We start from the raw sequence: 17,462 nt of genomic DNA, 5'->3' as shown, positions 1-17,462 counted from the left end.
ATCTTTTTGGGACAATCCACTTAGCATTATTTTGTTATGTATTATCGCTTATAAAATCGGTCTTTATATTTATGCCAAAACTAACCTCGCAATTTTTAATCCATTATTTATTGCCATCTTTTTAATAATAATGTTTTTGCAAAAATTCAATATCGCACTAACAACCTTTGAAAATGGCGGAAAATTTATTAATATGTTACTTTGTCCAGCCACCATTATGTTGGCTGTGCCAATGTATAAGCAGCGCCTCTTAATTAAAAAAAATTTATTACCAATCGCAGTAGGCACTGTTTTTGGCTCTATTATCAGTATGAGTAGTATTTATTTTGCTTGTAATTGGCTGGGTATTGATAATTTAGTTACTAAATCACTTATTCCTAAATCCACAACCACGCCAATAGCTATTGAAATTTCTAATACCTTAGGTGGCATTCCCGCTCTCACGGTGGCGGCTGTTATTGTTACCGGAATTTTAGGCAGTATATTATTTCCCCTGATTATCAAAGTCTTTAAAATGGATAATAGCATTGCCTCCGGCATCGCCATTGGTACTGCCAGTCATGCTCTCGGTAGTGCCAAAGCAGTTGAAATTGGCGAAGTTGAAGCCGCTATGTCTGGTATCGCTGTCGGAGTCGCCGGCATTGCCTCAGTTATTATGGTATTATTGCTATAAAAGGGCTGTCTCATAACGAGACAGCCCTTTTTCTTATGTACGATATTTATTAATGTCTTCAGTAAAGTTTTGCGTTAATTTTTTGAACTCACCAATTTTATCCATCATATCTTGTAATTTAATATTATAGGTTGCAACAGCGGCACTAACCTCTTCACTAGCTGCTGAATTTTCTTCGGAAATAGCGGCCAACGATTCAATTTTACCATAAACTTGTTGAATGCCATTCATCTCATTTTCCAACTTACTAATCATTTCAACAATATTAGATGATACATAATGCACATTTTCAATATGCTTATTATTATTGCTAACAACCTTCGTTAACTGAATACTTTCCTCGGCTAAAACTGCAAACTCTTCTTCTACCGAATGCACAACATCACTGATAATATTAATTAACACCTTTAAGTCACTTGAAATTCTCTCAGAATGATTATGCGACTCTTCCGCTAACTTTCTAACTTCTTCCGCTACAACTGCAAAACCGCGACCTTGTTCCCCGGCTCTAGCTGCTTCAATCGCTGCATTGAGAGCCAGTAAATTAGTTTGTCTGGCAATATCAGCTACCATCACTGTAATCTCGTTGATTTTCGTCGCTTGAGTTTGTAAGTTTTCCGCTGATGTTTTCACATCTTCAAATTTCTTCATGCTATTACTTAAGTTATTACTAGTGGCTTGAACTTCACGGAATCCACTATTAATCTCTTCCACCGCTGTTTCTAATTGTTTATTATTATTAATCTGTTCATTAACAACCTGTTTTAAAGTATTCAAATTTCCATTTAGTATTCCTACAGCCTCAGTAGTCTCTTGAGCTTGACTTGTTGCCGCCATAGCAACATCGTTGACTACACCGGAAATTTCATTAGAAGTATCTCGCATTTTTTCTGCTAAATCATTAAAGTTTTCACCATAACGATTCATTTCATCGCCAGTTCCTTTAAAACCGGTAAATTCAGTTTTAACAATTTTTTTATAAGCATTAATTTTGTTAATAATAGTTTCAACTTCATCACCAGTAACAATGCTTAATGTATCAAAGTAACGATGTTCCATTAAGCTGTCAATTTCTTCAGCAATACAAGTTAACGGACGATTAACAAGTTTAGCACTAATAAAGACTACTACCCCAGTTAGAAGTGCTGACCACCAAGGAATATTAATTCCCCCACTGCTCAGAATTAAATTAAGCACTAAACTCATAACAGTGGCACTAATGGCAGTTTTTGTAGCCAAGTCTTTAGCAAACTTTAAGGTTTTATTAAAAGAAAATACTTTCTTTCTCCTAATATTTTGTGGGAATTTAATTTTTATTGCCATATAGTCAGTAGTCTTTTCAATAACCGTAATGTCAATTTTTTCTTTATAAAAAGTAGCCGCTCCTGATAACATTCCTTGAAAATAATCAAACATTGCCCGCTTAGAACGATAAGTGAACACCGCTTCATCTTCGGAAACTATTTTCATCAATAGCTCCGGCGGTTTTGCTCCTGGCAATCTTTTCACAACTTCTACATGAATATCATACATTGCCGCTAAGAACGCATATAAGTTTTCGTTACGGAAAAAAGCCGGATAAAGTTTGGAGAAAGTAGCAATATTGTCTTGTCCAATAGCCTTCCAAGTGTCACCTTCCGATTTCCCTATACTTTTGGCAATTTCCTGAATTAACGCCTTTGGGATATTATCCGGAACTTCTTCCGTCGGTAAAAAAATCTTATCGGTTGCTATCCCCACTTTAGTCATGGCATTCAATGTCAGCTCTTCACCCCAAAGTTTTTGGGAAGTACTGATCCAGGCTCCAACAATTGTCCCTTTCATAAAAATTCAACTCCTACTCTAAACTACATTAATTATTTATTGTAAAATACTTTATTCTTAGTAAATTTCGCCATATAGTTCTTTTTTCCTGTCTTAATTTAAAATAATTATTAATTGGTAATCGTTATATTCATTTACTTTATTATGGTAAATTCAATAACTGCCTATTGTAAAATAGCTATGTTATTATAAATTTACTTTATAATAACATAGCTATCAATAAGATATTATTTAATTTTTAATATTAGTACTTTATCAACCCTAGCTTTATCCATATCAATAATTTCTATTTTCAAGTCATCTAAATTAATACAGTCAGTGACTTTGGGGATATTACCCAAATAAGCTGTAATAAAACCACCTAAAGTATGATACTCTCCCACATCTTCTAATGGCAATTCTTTAATATCAAAATATTCTTTAAAGATTTCTATAGGGATAAGACCATCAACTAACCACGAGCCATCTTCTCTAGTTATAATTTGCTGTTCGTCATCTTCTTGCGGCATATCTCCTACTAATTGCTCTAAAATATCATGAACAGTTACTAGCCCAGTAAAACCACCAAATTCATCTATCACTAAAGCAATATGAATACCACTCTTTTTAAAAAGATCTAGTAACTTAAATGCAGTCATACTCTTAGGAACAATTAATGGTTCCTGCAAAGCTGATTCTAACTCAAAATATTCTAATTTCAAATAACTCGAAAGTACATCCTTGGCCTTAACTATACCGACTAATTCATCTAAATTTCCTTTCGCTAACGGCAACCAAGAATGACTACTATTAATTAAAACATCCATATTATAGTCATTACTTTTCTGATTATCAAGCCACTCTATTTTTGTTCGTGGCGTCATCAACGCACTAACTTTTAAATCTGTAAAGTTAAATACTCTATTGACCAAATCTTTTTCTTCATGCTCAAATGTTCCATATTCTGCACCTTCAGCAATTAAAACCTTAATTTCTTCTTCCGTAACAGGTGCTTCAGTTGATGGACTAATTTTTAAAATATGTAAAACAAGTTTTGTGGATACACTTAATATTTCAACTATAGGCGATACTATCTTTGCAAAATATTTCATTGGTATTGCAATAAAACAAGCAATAGTTTCGGGATTATTTAGTGCTATTTTTTTCGGAACAAGTTCTCCAACAATTAATGACAGATATGTAATGACAACAACGACTAGCGTCATACTAAAAGTTTCAGCATAAATAGGCAAAATATTATAACTACTCAAACAAACTGCTAAATATTTTGCTATAGTAGCTCCACCATATGCTCCTGTTACAATGCCAATTAGCGTTATTCCCACTTGTATTGCTGATAAAAACTGTGTCGGTTCATTATAAAGTTCTAAGGCAACCGTCGCGCGATTATTTCCTTCTTCAGAAAGTTTCGTCAATCTAACTTTTCGCGATGATAATATTGCTATTTCAGAAAGGGCAAATACACCATTTGCTAAAATCAACAATAAAACTAAGAAAATTTCAAACCAAACCGTCTGGGGACCTTCCAAAAAAATCACTCTCCTAATAATATTATCTAAATTTTAAAGAGATTATATCATACTTATTATATAAAAACAAAAAAAGACTTTGGAATTATCCAAAGTCTTAACTTATTAAATGGCGGAGTGGGTGGGGTTCGAACCCACGCACGCTTGCGCGCCTAACGATTTAGCAAACCGTCCTCTTGAGCCTCTTGAGTACCACTCCGTAAATATTTTATTATGGCGGAGAGGGTGGGATTCGAACCCACGGTCCCTTTCAGAATCACTGGTTTTCAAGACCAGCTCCTTAAACCGCTCGGACACCTCTCCTTGCTTAACACAAAATAAATTATATCAAGCAAATTATCTATTGTCAAGAAATAATCTTTAATTTCACCATTAAATATTATGCTTTTTATTGACTATTTGAGTAGCAAAGAGTATTATTTTTAATGTAAACTAAAATTTATGAAATCTTTCAATAATTAAAAGGTAGGTGAGATAAATGGACGCAGACCACCCTAGTTTACGCTGGTCAATAAAATTAAATAAATTAGGGGAACTACGCTATTTTATCACTATCTTATCCATCAGAAAATAACGTATTCCTCTATACAAGGAGGAGTTTACGTGCTAACAATCTGCCGTAGCAATGATTTAGGTCATCTAATTGATTTATCAATTGATAACCTTGAAAAAGGGGCTTGGCTTAACTTAGTTAACCCAACGCCCACCGAATTAATTGCTGTTTCCAAAACAGTTGATGTTGATTTAGATATTTTAAAAGCAGCCCTTGATGCTGAAGAACGTTCTCGTACTGAAATTGATGATAACTGCATTCTTATTCTTACGAACGTTCCAATTATGCGAGCAAAGGATAGCTATGATACCTTGCCATTAGGCATTATTTTAACCGGTAATTATACTATTACGGTAAGCTTGGAGGATAATCCGGTAATCGCCGATTTTAACGAAAGAACCGCCAAGTTTTTCAGGACCTTTAAAAAAACCAGATTCTTATTTCAGATTTTATATAAATCTGCAACATTGTATCTAAAATATTTAAGACAAATCAGTAAATTATCTGATGAAATCGAATTGCGCTTACGCCAATCGATGAAAAATCAAGAATTACTGCAAATACTGGAATTACAAAAAGGCTTAACTTATTTTAACGCCTCTTTACGAAGTAACGGTGCTGTTTTAGATAAGTTATTACGTTTGCGGTCTAATAACAATACTCAACATATTATCAAAATGTTTGAAGAAGATGAAGATTTGTTGGAAGATGTTATCATTGAAAATCAACAAGCTAAAGAAATGGTAGAAATGCACAGTAAAATTTTAAGCAGAATGGCTGATACCTTTGCTTCTATTATTTCTAACAACTTGAACTTAGTAATGAAATTTTTAGCTTCCATCACGATTATTTTAGCAATACCAACGATGATTTCCAGTTTTTTTGGTATGAATGTCGATGTTCCGTTTGGGCAAGATAACGGCTTCATTTTTGTTTGTGTTATTGCGTTTACCCTAACAGCACTATGCTCACTAGTCTTGTGGAAAAAAGATATGTTTTAGGAGAAAAATATGAGTTTTATGGTCAAATCACACCTGACAGCAGGTTATATCTATGGTGATAATATCAATAAAGAATATATCTTTATGCCCGGCAGTGAAATCGGGGTAGAAAATCCGTTATGTGTACTAGAACAAAAAGACCAACGAACCGATATCACTTTAGCAGAAGCAGTAAAACTGGTCAATAAGTTAAGTTTAAAACAAGTGCGCCATCCCATCTGGGGTGAAAAAACCTGTTAGAAAATGAATATAACAATTTAAGCCCCAACGGCTAAACTATGATAGTTGCCGTTGGGGCTTACTTTATGCAAAATTTACTTTTTTGATATCTATTTAACTCTGATACTACTATTATTACTAAAAAGATACAGATATTTTTCTGCTACCGGTTTTTTAAATATAGCTTCAATCGCTCTACTATAAAGTTCTAGTTGCAGTTTATACTTAGCTACAACTTCAGCTATAGCAACGCCTTTATCAGTTTTATAATCTACCAAAATCAACTTATCATTCTCCATAAACAACAGATCAATTATCCCTTGAATAAAAATTTCTTCTGTTTCAGTGGTAACCTCATGATAAAACTCACAAGCTTTAACCATCATGCCAAACGGCATTTCCCTTTTCACCAAATCGGCTTTTAGTAGTCTTTGCCCCAAGTCACTATTGAAAAATGCAGCCACAGTTTCTAGATCGACTTTAACAGCCTGCTCTTTAGCAATTTTTTCGTTTCTTACGAACTCTTCTAACTGTATTTTTAGACCACTTAAACTTAAATCTTGTTGAAAATCTAAGTATTGCATTACCGTATGCAATAAAGTGCCATATTCAGCACCGGTTAATGTTGTTTTTTGCTGAATAAACTGTGGTCTTTTAATAATATCAGGTTTTTTTATCAATAATTCACTACCATCAGCTAAAAAATCTTGTTGCCTTTTTAATTCCGTAACCGTTAATTTCGCCGGAATTTCCTGTAAGTGCTTATTTTCATACTGCCAACCTAAAACATGTTGTACCCATTTTTCTTCGCCACCACTGTCAATAAATTGATTTTTCGCAATTTTAGACAGTAGTTCGTCAGTGTCACTTTTTACTATCGCACAAATTTTAATATCACTTGAATTAATAATGTTAACCGACCACTGTGAATAATCTTCATGAATAATTTTTGAAGTTGTTTTTAAACACTGTCCACATTCTAATAAGATGCTACCATCGTGATGCCGTGCAATCGCCGGTGCAACCCAATCTAAATAACTCTGTGCCTTCGCAATAAGATAATCCGGCAACTTAGCTTTTGCCAAACCGACTTCACGACACCATTCATTGGTTTTATTTTCTATTTTTTTGACACTACCCACTAAAATAAGCTTTTCACGGGCTCTCGTTAACGCCACATATAAAATTCGCAGTTCCTCTGCTCGACTTTCCATATTCATCTTATAAGCAATAGCCCTTCTGGCAATACTATGATAGCGTAAATTCAAATCATCTTTCGTCACATAAGGGCCCAGCCCCAATTTTTTATGCATGAGTAATTCACTTTTACTATCTTGTAAATTTATTTTTTTTCCCATATCAGCCAAAATTACTACCGGAAATTCTAAACCTTTACTCTTATGAATACTCATTATTCTAATGACGTTTTCACTTTCCCCTAAGGTTCTAGCTACTGCCAAGTCATTGCCACCGTCTCTAATTTTATCAACAAATCTTAAGAAACGAAACAAACCACGATAGTTTGTCTGTTCATATTCTTCCGCTCGATCATAAAGCATTCTCAAATTAGCTTGACGAAGTAAGCCCCCTGGCATGCCGCCAACATAATCATAGTACCCTGTTTCCTCAAATAATTGCCAAATAAGCTCGGGAACACTTTTAATTGTCGCTAACGCCCGCCACTTTAATACATTATCTTTAAAGCTTCTGATTTTACTCAGTAAAGTTTCCTCCAAGGTCTCATCTTCACAACTTAAGACTAAGCAACTCCATAAGTCTTCTTTTAAATTAGCAATCCGCAACTGCGCTAATTCAGTTGTTGATAAACCCAGTATCGGTGAATATAACACTGTCGCTAAATGAATATCTTGTCGTGGATTATCAATAATATCTAATAACGCTAACAGTACCTTTACTTCTAACTCTTGAAAATAACCGCTATCTAAATTGGCATAAGCCGGCAAATCATTATTTTTAAGACTTTCCAGTAAAACACTGGCTTTATTTTTGACCGAGCGTAATAAAATAACAATATCCTTCGGTTGTAGCGCTTCATAGTCTTTTGTTTCCTTGTTAAAAACATAAGTTTCACTAGCTAATAGTTTTTTTATTTTTTTGGCAATGTGTTCCGCTTCTATTTTAAAACCACTTAATTCCTCTTCTTCACTTTCTTCACTAGAAGTTTGTGCTACCGCTATCAAGTCAAATTCAATTTTTTCGTCAAACACTGTTTTGTCTGTTGTGGGATAGTCCGGTCCAGGATTAAGCCACTCTGCTCTAGTATAATCAAGTTCGCCCACCTTAGGACTCATAATTTGTGCAAAAATAAAATTAATTCCAGCTAATACACTTTTTCGACTGCGGAAGTTTTGCGCCAATTCAATTCTGGCAAAATCAGCTCCAAGCTCTGGATATTCATTATACTTTTCTAAAAACAACTCCGGTTCCGCTAAACGAAAACGATAAATACTTTGTTTTACATCCCCTACCAAAAACAAGTTCGGTTTATTTTGTTTGCGCACTAACGATAAAATAGCTTCTTGCACACCATTAGTATCTTGATATTCATCAACCATAACCTCTTGATATTTTTCTTGTACCATTAACGCCACTGCTGACGGCACCAACTTATCAGCAGTTGAGCTCTCATCTTTTAATATTTCCAAACAAAAGTGTTCCAAATCATTAAAATCTAAAATTGCTTTTTTGGCTTTGGCACGGGCAAAATTTTCACTGAACTGTAGGGTAAGGTCTGTAATAGTTTTAACCATTGGTTCCAATTCTGCTAAATCGCTTAACAAATCAGCACCACTCATTTGAAAATAATGCTCTTTTATATTTTTTATCAAGTCTTTAACTTTATTGCGTTTATCTTGAAAAATTTTCTTTTGAATCTCATCAACTTCAATCCCCTTGGGAACTTTAAGCATTGGCGGTTTATAAGCAAAAATTTCAGTACGCAAAACATCCCAATTACCCTTAAGATTTTCAAGATAAGCTAAAATTATTTTTTTATCAGTTTCAAAAGTTGGTAGATAAAATTCAAACCCCAGCTGACTAGCCAACTCAATCAGTTCCTCAACATAAGCTAAGGCCTCTTGCAGATCAAAATCAATTTGCTCCTTAACAATACTTGCCCATTCAGTTTGGTCAATAGTTTTAGCATCAATAACAAATTTTGCCTGTAACTGTTCTAACCAAACTGTAGGAAAGGGATGGCTACAAGAAAATTTATATAAATTTAAAACTATATTATATAAAGCCTCATCATTTCTATCGTTACCATAATGGTCAACAAATTTCAAAAATTCAGGGTTGCCTTCTTCATATTTTTCTTCAAACAATGTTTCGATAACATCATACCGTAACAAATTAATTTCTTGCTCATTAGCCAAACGAAACTTTGGATCAATGTTAAGTACATGAAAATTTTGCTTGATAATATTTTGACAAAATGAATGAATTGTTGAAATTGCTGCCATATTCAATAATACTAACTGCTTTTCCAAATGCTTGGAGTTATGATTTTCGGTTAATGCCTTAGTAATAGCTCCGGCAATCCGCTCTCTCATTTCCGTAGCCGCCGCATTAGTAAAGGTCAATACTAAAACTTGATCAATATTTAGTTTTTCGTCTTCATTTAATATTTTTTGAATAATTCGCTCTACCAGTACCGAGGTTTTTCCTGATCCCGCCGCCGCCGCTACCAATAAATTTTTATTGGCGGTATTAATTGCTGCCAATTGTTGTTCCGACCACGCCATTATTGCTCACCTCCGCTTAAAATTGGCAATTCAATACTGTCTACACTGCTTAAATTATTATATTCATACAATTTAAGCATTTCATCAAATTGACAAATCGCTTTATATTTACAATATGTACAAGCAACATTATGGCCTAATTTATAAGGACTAACAGCTACTGTGCCACTCAAAATTTCACTGCCGATATCTTGCAAAGTGTTATTTATATGTTGCAACAACGCGGTAAACTCCTGACTAGTTTTAACATAAGGTAAACTATTAGCATTAATTTCACCATCTACTTTTAAACCCACTTTAATAAATTTAAAATCTGCATCCATTTTTTTTAATAATTCTTTGTCAGCCAACACCCACCCTGGCATTTTAAGTTTTTTATCAATTTCCGCTAAAACTTCGCCCTCGCCTAATTTATTATTAGCAGTTACTTGCACATTTTTCAAAAAGCAATATAAAATTCCGGCCGGTAAAGCCTCTTCACCCACTAACAGTTGGGCGGAATTTTGTGCAACTAGTAAATATGTTAGCAATTGCAATTTTAAGCCATGATAAACTTCCGATAAATTAATATAAGCATTACCGGTTTTATAATCAATGATCAATAAATATTTTCGTCCTTCATAATCTAAGGCATCAATTCGATCAATTTGTCCGGTTATTTCCAATGTATAGCCATTTTCTAAAGGGTATACCAACGGTTTTAAATCATGTTGCCCCAAGCCAAACGACTTTTCAAAACCAACCGGCTTAAATTCACTAACCTGTGCAAAATTAATCAAGCGATATATTGATTTAATAATAGTTTTCTTAATTCTTTGTAGTAAATATTGATATTGATTAGAACTTAATAAAATCTCACTTTGTAATTTAGGCGCTAATTCCTTAATAATGTTTTCACAAATTATTTGTGCTTCTTCCGCCGAGACCAGCCCCCAATCAAGCTTATCTTGTCGTAGTTTTTCACCAAATAATTTTAAGGTGGCATGAATAAACTGTCCCAAATCCGGAGCCGAAAAACTAAATTGTTGGCGTTCTTTTAATTTTAAGCCATATTGGGCAAAATGTTGAAACGGACACGCGCGAAATTTTTCAAATCTAGTCACACTACCAATCAGTTTTTTATCAATAGTATATAATTTTTGTGCTAATTTTTCACTTAGCTTTAGATCAGTTCTGGTATGAAATAGCCCGGCTAAAGTTTTACTAAGTAATTTTGGTTCTTCTTGTAAGACAAAGTTATAAACATCTTGCCACAATGGCGCTAGTTGTCCATTGCTTTTGTAATTGCGCAAAGCATTGGCTAACTTAGAGATAGCTTGACGTTTTACTGCCAACATCACCTTTTCTTCTCCAAATGGTAACTCTAACGGTAAGCTAAGAATATTTTTCAATTTAAACATTTGCTTTAAAGAATGTATTAATAGCGATGGCTTTAAACCCGCTCCTTCACTATTTGCCAACGCATAACTAACCCATAAATATTTTTTACCAATGGTAAAAGCGGTGTAAATTTTAAACCACTCTTCATAATTTTCAGCGGTAATACCGCCACCAATCGTTAACCCCAGTTCTGCCATTTTCATGCGCTCGGCATCACTTAACAAGCCTTCACTCCCAGCTTTTTTCGGAATTAAGCTTTCATTAACGCCAACAATATAGACCGCTGCCACATTTTGATTGCTGTTTTGTTCAAAGTCAGCCACCGTAACATAATCTAACCCAACCGGAATTAAACTCAATTTTAAATTATCAATACCATCATTCAAAATATCATAATATTGATCTAAACTAAATTTTTCACCACCACAAATAGCAACCAGTTGCTCCAGCAATTCCACAATATTATCCCAAATTTGTTTATGCTCCTTCGCTAAAGCCAAATCTTTATTCATTTGTGCTTCAACTGATAACTGCGATAATTTTTCGGGTATTGTCAAAGTTTCCAACAACTCATATAATGCCACAGTTTGTTCTTTAACATTCAACGCCTGTTTAAATTTAGTTTCAAAACCTTGTAACGGTGTTATAACTTTTTGGCGAATATCATTAATTTTTTCTAAAGATGCTAATTGAGCTTCGCCCAGTTCATCATCTTCATCTAATGATAACCTTTTATAATAAGACCAAGTTTCAAACCACTTCTTGCCCTTAATCCCAAATTGCAAGACATAGTTTTCCAGTAAATCTATCTCACCCAGTTCAACCTCAAAAAAGCCTGTTTTAAACAAGCGAAATAATGGTTCATATTTAAAGCCGTCAATAGCCTCTAAGGCTGATCGCAGAAATTCCGCTAAAGGGTGATGCAAACTAGCTCTTTTATTATCGCTAAAAAACGGTATTTGATAATCCTTAAAAATAGTTTCAATTAAATTATTATAACGCTCCTTAGCTCGCACTAATACTGTAATATCGCGCCACTGATAACCTTCTTCACGACATAATCTGATAATATCAACAGCAATCCCTTCAATCTCCACTCTCTCATTTGCTGCCTCCACTATTTTTATAGCAGTAGCATTACTAATACTTTGTAGCGGAAACTTAAATAAATTTTTTTCGATATGCTGTAGCGTTTCACTATTAGTCCGCCACTGTTTAGTTAAACTTTCTTCAATAATTTTGCTGTGATTATTTTCTGCAAGTGCCATTAATTTGCTTCTGGTTTTATATTGCATATTAAAAAGATCATTGTCATGGCGATAACTCTGCAAATTTTCTCCATCAATCGTCAAGGTAATTGTAACACTACTGCTGACTTGTAATAAACTTTCAATAATATTAAGTTCTTGAGGGTTAAACCGCCCAAAGCCATCTAACCACACCTGACAATTTTGAGTCATAGGTGCATCTTTTAACTTCTCTGCCACTAACCTTAAGCAGTCTTCATTGTCAAGATATTGCCCTTGCATCAATTGCGAGAACTCACGATAAATTAAACTTAAATCTGCTAATTTATCTTTTAACACCGAATCAGGTAAGGCATTCGTGCTATCGACAATCTCTTGATAACTTAAATTGTAGGTTTTAAACTCTTCGATAATCTTACTTAAAGTTTCTGTAAAGTTTCTTTGAGACTGCACCGTACTAAGTAATTTTAACTTAGGACCATGTTGCGCCAATAACTTACTTAGCAATAACTTTTTACCTAGTTCGGTAATATGCGGCGTTATCGCTCCACCGGTTTCTTGTAAAATTTTTTGAGCAAAGCGCCGAAACCCAAACACATAGGCTCTACTAAACGCTCCTAAATTTTTATATTGTGCCAATTCTTTTTCAATCTTAAAGACAGTATGCTCCGGCACTAATAATATTAGCGGAGTTTCTGCCTGAGCATTTAACAAATTATTATTAATTTCATCTAAACAATACTTGGTTTTACCACTGCCGGCTCTACCATATAACAATTTTAAAGTCATAACTAACTCCTATCCTACCTTAAAAGAAGCTTTACTACCTTGTTTTGTTTTGACAACCTCTAATCTGGCATTAATCCGCTCTTTCAGTTCCGGTACATGAGAAATTATCCCAACCAATCTTCCTCCACGCTGTAAATCAATCAACGCTTTTATCGCAATATCAAGTGCTTCCGGATCAAGTGTCCCAAACCCTTCATCAATCAAAATAGTATCAAGATGAATTCCGCCAGCATAAGCTTGAACCACATCTGCTAGCCCCAACGCTAACGCTAATGAAGCTAGAAACCCTTCACCACCCGACAAGGTTCCAACAGGACGAGCATAACCGGTATAATTATCAAAAACTTCAATTTCAAGTCCACCGGCCGAGTTTTTTCGTTCCCGTTCACTGGTTCCTTGTAAAGTATATTGACCTCTTGTCATAATTTTCAGTCTGATATTGGATGCTACTATCACATCTTCCAATAAAGCTCTTAAAACGAAGCGTTGAAAAGTTAAGCCATAATTATTTTTACCATTGGCAATCTCCGCTAGTTTTCCTACAATGCCATAATCATTATTACCTTTCATAATTTCTTGCTGTAATAGTAACAATTCTTGTGCTTTCTGCTGTAGCTTCTGCTGCCCAAGTTTGCGCTGTTCAAGTTCACTAAAGGCAACATTATACGCTGTTTCAAGTGCACTTAGTTTTTCTTTAATAATACTAAGGTCAGGCTCCCTTACAGTTTTAGTCAGCTCTGTCCATTTCTTTAAATTATCCTTGGCCGCAATAGCTCTTTCATCAAAATTTTTGAGTCGTTGTGCCAATTCCGCACAAAAACTTGGTTCTTTTTTCGCCGCCAGATATTCTTGTTGATCTTTAAAGCCTAGTTGTAACAGTCGTTCGGTGAATTCAAGATTTTCTCGTTGATATTTTTGTGTTAAAGTTTGCAAAAACTCTCTTAAGCTCTCTAAAGTGGCTCTACTTTTTGTTTGCTGTTGTTGATATTGTTCAACTTCAGCTTGATATTTATTAAGAGCTTGTTTTATTTGAAGCTCTTTGTTTTCACAGTGCCGTTGCTCTTTTAAAATCATTTCTTGATCTTGATAATCAGCACCTAAGCTCTGCTCTTTTTCGCTAATAATTGCTTGAGCTTGTTCAAATGCTGTTTTTCTTTCCTGCCAAGTATTGCTGATTTTTACTAAGCTTTCATTATTTTTTAGCAATACTTGTTCCAGTTTAGCGTATTCTTTTTTTTCTTCCAGCAGTTGCTGTTCGGCTTGCTTAGCATCACGGTACGCCCTTTGAAGACATTGTTCCTTTGCTAACAATTCTTCTAGGGAAAACTTATTGTCACTTAATTCCTCTATCAAAACTTCCTGTGATTTTATTAACACATCATGTGCGGTTTTAACATCATATAATTGTTGTTGCTGTTTTATTCTCGCTTGCTCCAAAACTTGTAGTTTCTGTTCCGCAGCTTCCAGCACACTAGCCTCAACGACTACCGCACTAGTTGCTAATTGAGGATGATTTAGCGAACCACAAACCGGGCAAGGTTTATTTTCCTTAATAGTTTGTGCTAACAGTGCCGCCTGACATAATCTGAAATTTTCGCGTAATAACAACACTTTTGTATTCTCAGCTTGATATTCATTAGCCACGTTATTATAAATTTCTTGCACTGTTACTAAGTTTTGTTTTTTTTGCTCCACCTGGAGTTGTTGTTCTTCTAGCAATTTTAGTTTTTCCACAAGCTTTTTATTGTGCAGTAAATTTTGTTGTTGTAATTGAATCTGGCTGGCTAGTTCTTGTAATTGTTCTATTTTACCTTTAAGTTCTTGTAACTTTTCTTGAGTTCCGAGAATTTCATCTTCCAATATCTTTTTTTCACTTACTGCTGTTTGATAAAGCTTCTGTTTTAGTGCCAGCCCTTGACTCAACGTGGTAATTTCCTTGAGCTTTTTTTGCATATCTTCCAAATATAATAACTTTTTAGCAAGTTCTTTTAGTTCTGGCTCTTGGTCTTGGGCTAGCTTTAACTCTTTTTGACTTTTACCCAAATTTTCTGTAATCAGATCTAGCTTTTGCTCTTCTTTGGTTATATTAGCAGTAACTGTTCTTAGTTCTACCTCCAACTTAACTAATTGATTTTCAAAATCAACTAAACTATTAGCTTGTTGTGCTTTATTGAAAACAATTCTATATTCTTCAACCTTAGGCTCTAATAAAGATACTGCTGATTGTTCGGCGATAGCAGCCTGTAAATTATTAAAATATTCTTTAATTACAGTAGCCTCTGACAAAAGCTTTTGCTGATTATTTTTTTGTAATAACAACTCTTTATTATTGCTTTCACCTGCAGTAATTTCCTGCGCTAACTGCGTTATTTTCTCTTGTACTTCCTGCAAATCATTGCTGTCTAACTCTTGCAAAATAAAATTATTTTTATCTATTAACGTCTTGATGTTTTGCTCTTTGGCTTTAGCTTTTTCTTTTAGAGTTTCTTCTATTTTTTTATAAAGATCCGTCTTAAAAAGTGTCTGCATTATCTCTTGTCGTTCCAAGGAGTTTGCTAGTAATAATTTGCGAAATTCACCTTGTGGTAATAACACCACTTGCCGAAACTGATTACTTTTAAAACCCAAGAGTTCTTCAATTTTCATCGTAACATTGCTATAGCCTGTTGTTAGTAATTTTTCTTCTGTATTAATTTTTTCATATAAAGTTGCATCAGCTGGTTGTAAAGTTGTACCATCACCACGCTTTTTCGGTCGTTCTTGCTCCGGATTACGGAAAACGGTATAAGTTTTCGCTCCAATCATAAAACAAAATTCAACGGCAGTTGCGACATTAATATCCGCTTGATTTGTCCGCATATTTTTACCATCTCTTAAATTACCACTGGAATCACCATACAAGGCATAACACATTGCATCTAAAATTGTTGTTTTTCCAGCTCCGGTTGCACCGTGAATTAAGAAAAATGAATTATTTTTAAGTTCGGTAAAATCTAAAACTTGTTGATTTAAGTACGGTCCAAAGGCACTAAATTTCAGCATTAACGGTTTCATATTTTAGCCTCCCGTTCCTTCGCCAACAATTCTTCCAAAGCCTCACTAAATTCTTTAACCTCTTTATTATCTAAACTATTACCGGTCATTTGTTCAAAAAAAGCTTCAAATAATTCTTGTTCTGATTTATTACGATAATCTGCTTGATCTGTTATGTCAGCTACCTTCTGTAAATTAATTCGTTCTATTTGCAATAAATTAGGATATTTTTTTTCTAATTGTCCGTGAATATCTAAAATCGGCTTATCATCTTCCAACACTACCGCCATATAATCGGTACTTGGTGGAAATTTAAGGTCATCTTTTAATATCTCAATAAATTTCCCTTTAATTTTCTTTACATCATATTGCGGTTGCAAACTTACTGTAGTGATTTTACTGTCACCGGTAGCATCTAAATCCACAATATTAATGCCTTTTTCTTGCTTATACTCATCAAATGAATATTTCAATAATGAACCACTATAACAGATATTTTTATCACCCGCAGTTTGACTATTATGCAAATGACCTAACGCCGTATAGTGAAATTTTTTGAAAATATTACTGCTAATATTACTACTCCCTCCCACTGATAATGGTCGTTCCGACTCGCTCTCACTACTACCGGCAATAAAACCATGCGCAATCGCTACCCTTCTAGCTTTCGCCGGGACTTTATCTAAGGATTTTTGCACCAAAAAATCCATGCATAACTCATGTGATGTTAAAGTTTCGTTTTGGTGAACCGCTCGAACCAAGGCTGGCTCAGCATAAGTAAACGGCAAAAAGTAAACCGGCCCATGTTCATCTGTTAAAATTACCGGTTCAACATCTTTAGTTAGATTTCCATAAACATGTAACCCGTTTTGCGACAATAATTTACTGGCAAACCCTAGGCGTTCCGAGCTATCATGATTTCCGGCGATCATAATAATCGGTACTTTTTGTTCTAATAAAATTTTTGAAATAACATTATCTAATAATTCTACCGCCTCAATCGGCGGAACCGCTCTATCATAAATATCACCGGCAATAATAATAACTGCCGGCTTAACTTCCGCCACTAAAGCTACAAACTGTTCTAAAACATAAGCTTGATCTTCCGTTAGATGTTTCCCGTGAAACAGCCGTCCCAAATGCCAGTCTGAAGTATGAATAAACCTCACAATATAATCCTCCCTGAATAAACTCTATCTAGAACAGTTTCGCTATAAAAAAGCTAAAATCCTTGTAAAAATACAAGGATTTTAGCTTAAATTGCAATTCAATTTTTCTTTATTAACTATTAACTTCTGCCATAAGTTTCTTATTATAAGAATTAGCAGCAATCGCCGCCCAAATCATACACAGTGGATTTAACAAAAATAAAAATGCCAACCCAAAACCAAAAGTAATGATCGAAAAACCAATGTAAATAGCAAACATTACTATTGCACCGATTATTGTG

General features: G+C 34.5%; 9 protein-coding genes and 2 tRNA genes. 3 read left to right on the top strand and 8 right to left on the bottom strand.

The genetic code is table 11. The features are described from left to right. Window positions 1–673 (top strand): LrgB family protein (locus tag KBI38_01335; GenBank protein ID MBP8628704.1); only part of this gene is annotated, 673 nt, incomplete at its 5' end. Between the two features lie 33 nt (window positions 674–706). Here the strand turns inward: KBI38_01335 and KBI38_01330 are convergent. The 4 genes from KBI38_01330 to KBI38_01315 all read right to left on the bottom strand — a co-directional run bounded on the left by KBI38_01330 (window position 707) and on the right by KBI38_01315 (window position 4,329). Beyond that, complete coding sequence (locus tag KBI38_01330; protein ID MBP8628703.1) at window positions 707–2,497, bottom strand: heme NO-binding domain-containing protein; 1,791 nt, start codon at window positions 2,495–2,497, stop codon at window positions 707–709. Between the two features lie 227 nt (window positions 2,498–2,724). After that, window positions 2,725–4,026: an HlyC/CorC family transporter gene (locus tag KBI38_01325; GenBank protein MBP8628702.1), complete on the bottom strand. Its 1,302-nt coding sequence runs from the start codon at window positions 4,024–4,026 to the stop codon at window positions 2,725–2,727. A 110-nt stretch (window positions 4,027–4,136) separates the two neighbouring features. Beyond that, window positions 4,137–4,225: transfer RNA gene (locus KBI38_01320), tRNA-Ser, on the bottom strand. A 15-nt stretch (window positions 4,226–4,240) separates the two neighbouring features. Beyond that, window positions 4,241–4,329, bottom strand: a tRNA-Ser gene (locus KBI38_01315). Between the two features lie 300 nt (window positions 4,330–4,629). Between KBI38_01315 and KBI38_01310 the strand changes: the two genes are divergently transcribed. After that, the gene (locus KBI38_01310; GenBank protein MBP8628701.1) at window positions 4,630–5,580 is read left to right on the top strand and encodes a magnesium transporter CorA family protein; all 951 of its coding nucleotides are present in this window, start codon (window positions 4,630–4,632) and stop codon (window positions 5,578–5,580) included. Between the two features lie 9 nt (window positions 5,581–5,589). Beyond that, the gene (locus KBI38_01305) at window positions 5,590–5,820 is read left to right on the top strand and encodes a hypothetical protein (protein ID MBP8628700.1); all 231 of its coding nucleotides are present in this window, start codon (window positions 5,590–5,592) and stop codon (window positions 5,818–5,820) included. Between the two features lie 89 nt (window positions 5,821–5,909). Here the strand turns inward: KBI38_01305 and addA are convergent, their stop codons facing one another. From addA to KBI38_01285, 4 genes are read right to left on the bottom strand one after another with little or no spacing between them, the layout of a single operon-like run. After that, the gene (gene addA / locus KBI38_01300) at window positions 5,910–9,563 is read right to left on the bottom strand and encodes a helicase-exonuclease AddAB subunit AddA (GenBank protein MBP8628699.1); all 3,654 of its coding nucleotides are present in this window, start codon (window positions 9,561–9,563) and stop codon (window positions 5,910–5,912) included. Further along, window positions 9,563–12,979, bottom strand: coding sequence for a helicase-exonuclease AddAB subunit AddB (gene addB / locus KBI38_01295; protein MBP8628698.1), 3,417 nt, complete (start codon window positions 12,977–12,979; stop codon window positions 9,563–9,565). The genes addA and addB overlap by 1 nt, the downstream gene beginning before the upstream one ends. A 9-nt stretch (window positions 12,980–12,988) precedes the next feature. Then, window positions 12,989–16,033, bottom strand: coding sequence for an SMC family ATPase (locus KBI38_01290; GenBank protein MBP8628697.1), 3,045 nt, complete (start codon window positions 16,031–16,033; stop codon window positions 12,989–12,991). Beyond that, window positions 16,030–17,181: an exonuclease SbcCD subunit D gene (locus KBI38_01285; GenBank protein ID MBP8628696.1), complete on the bottom strand. Its 1,152-nt coding sequence runs from the start codon at window positions 17,179–17,181 to the stop codon at window positions 16,030–16,032. Before KBI38_01285 ends, KBI38_01290 begins: the two co-directional genes overlap by 4 nt. Window positions 17,182–17,462 lie beyond the last annotated feature (281 nt).

Source organism: Negativicutes bacterium (assembly GCA_018052945.1).
GTDB lineage: Bacteria > Bacillota > Negativicutes > JAGPMH01 > JAGPMH01 > JAGPMH01.
The sequence above is the reverse complement of the archived record's forward strand: the minus strand, read 5'-3'. Positions and strand labels throughout refer to the sequence as shown.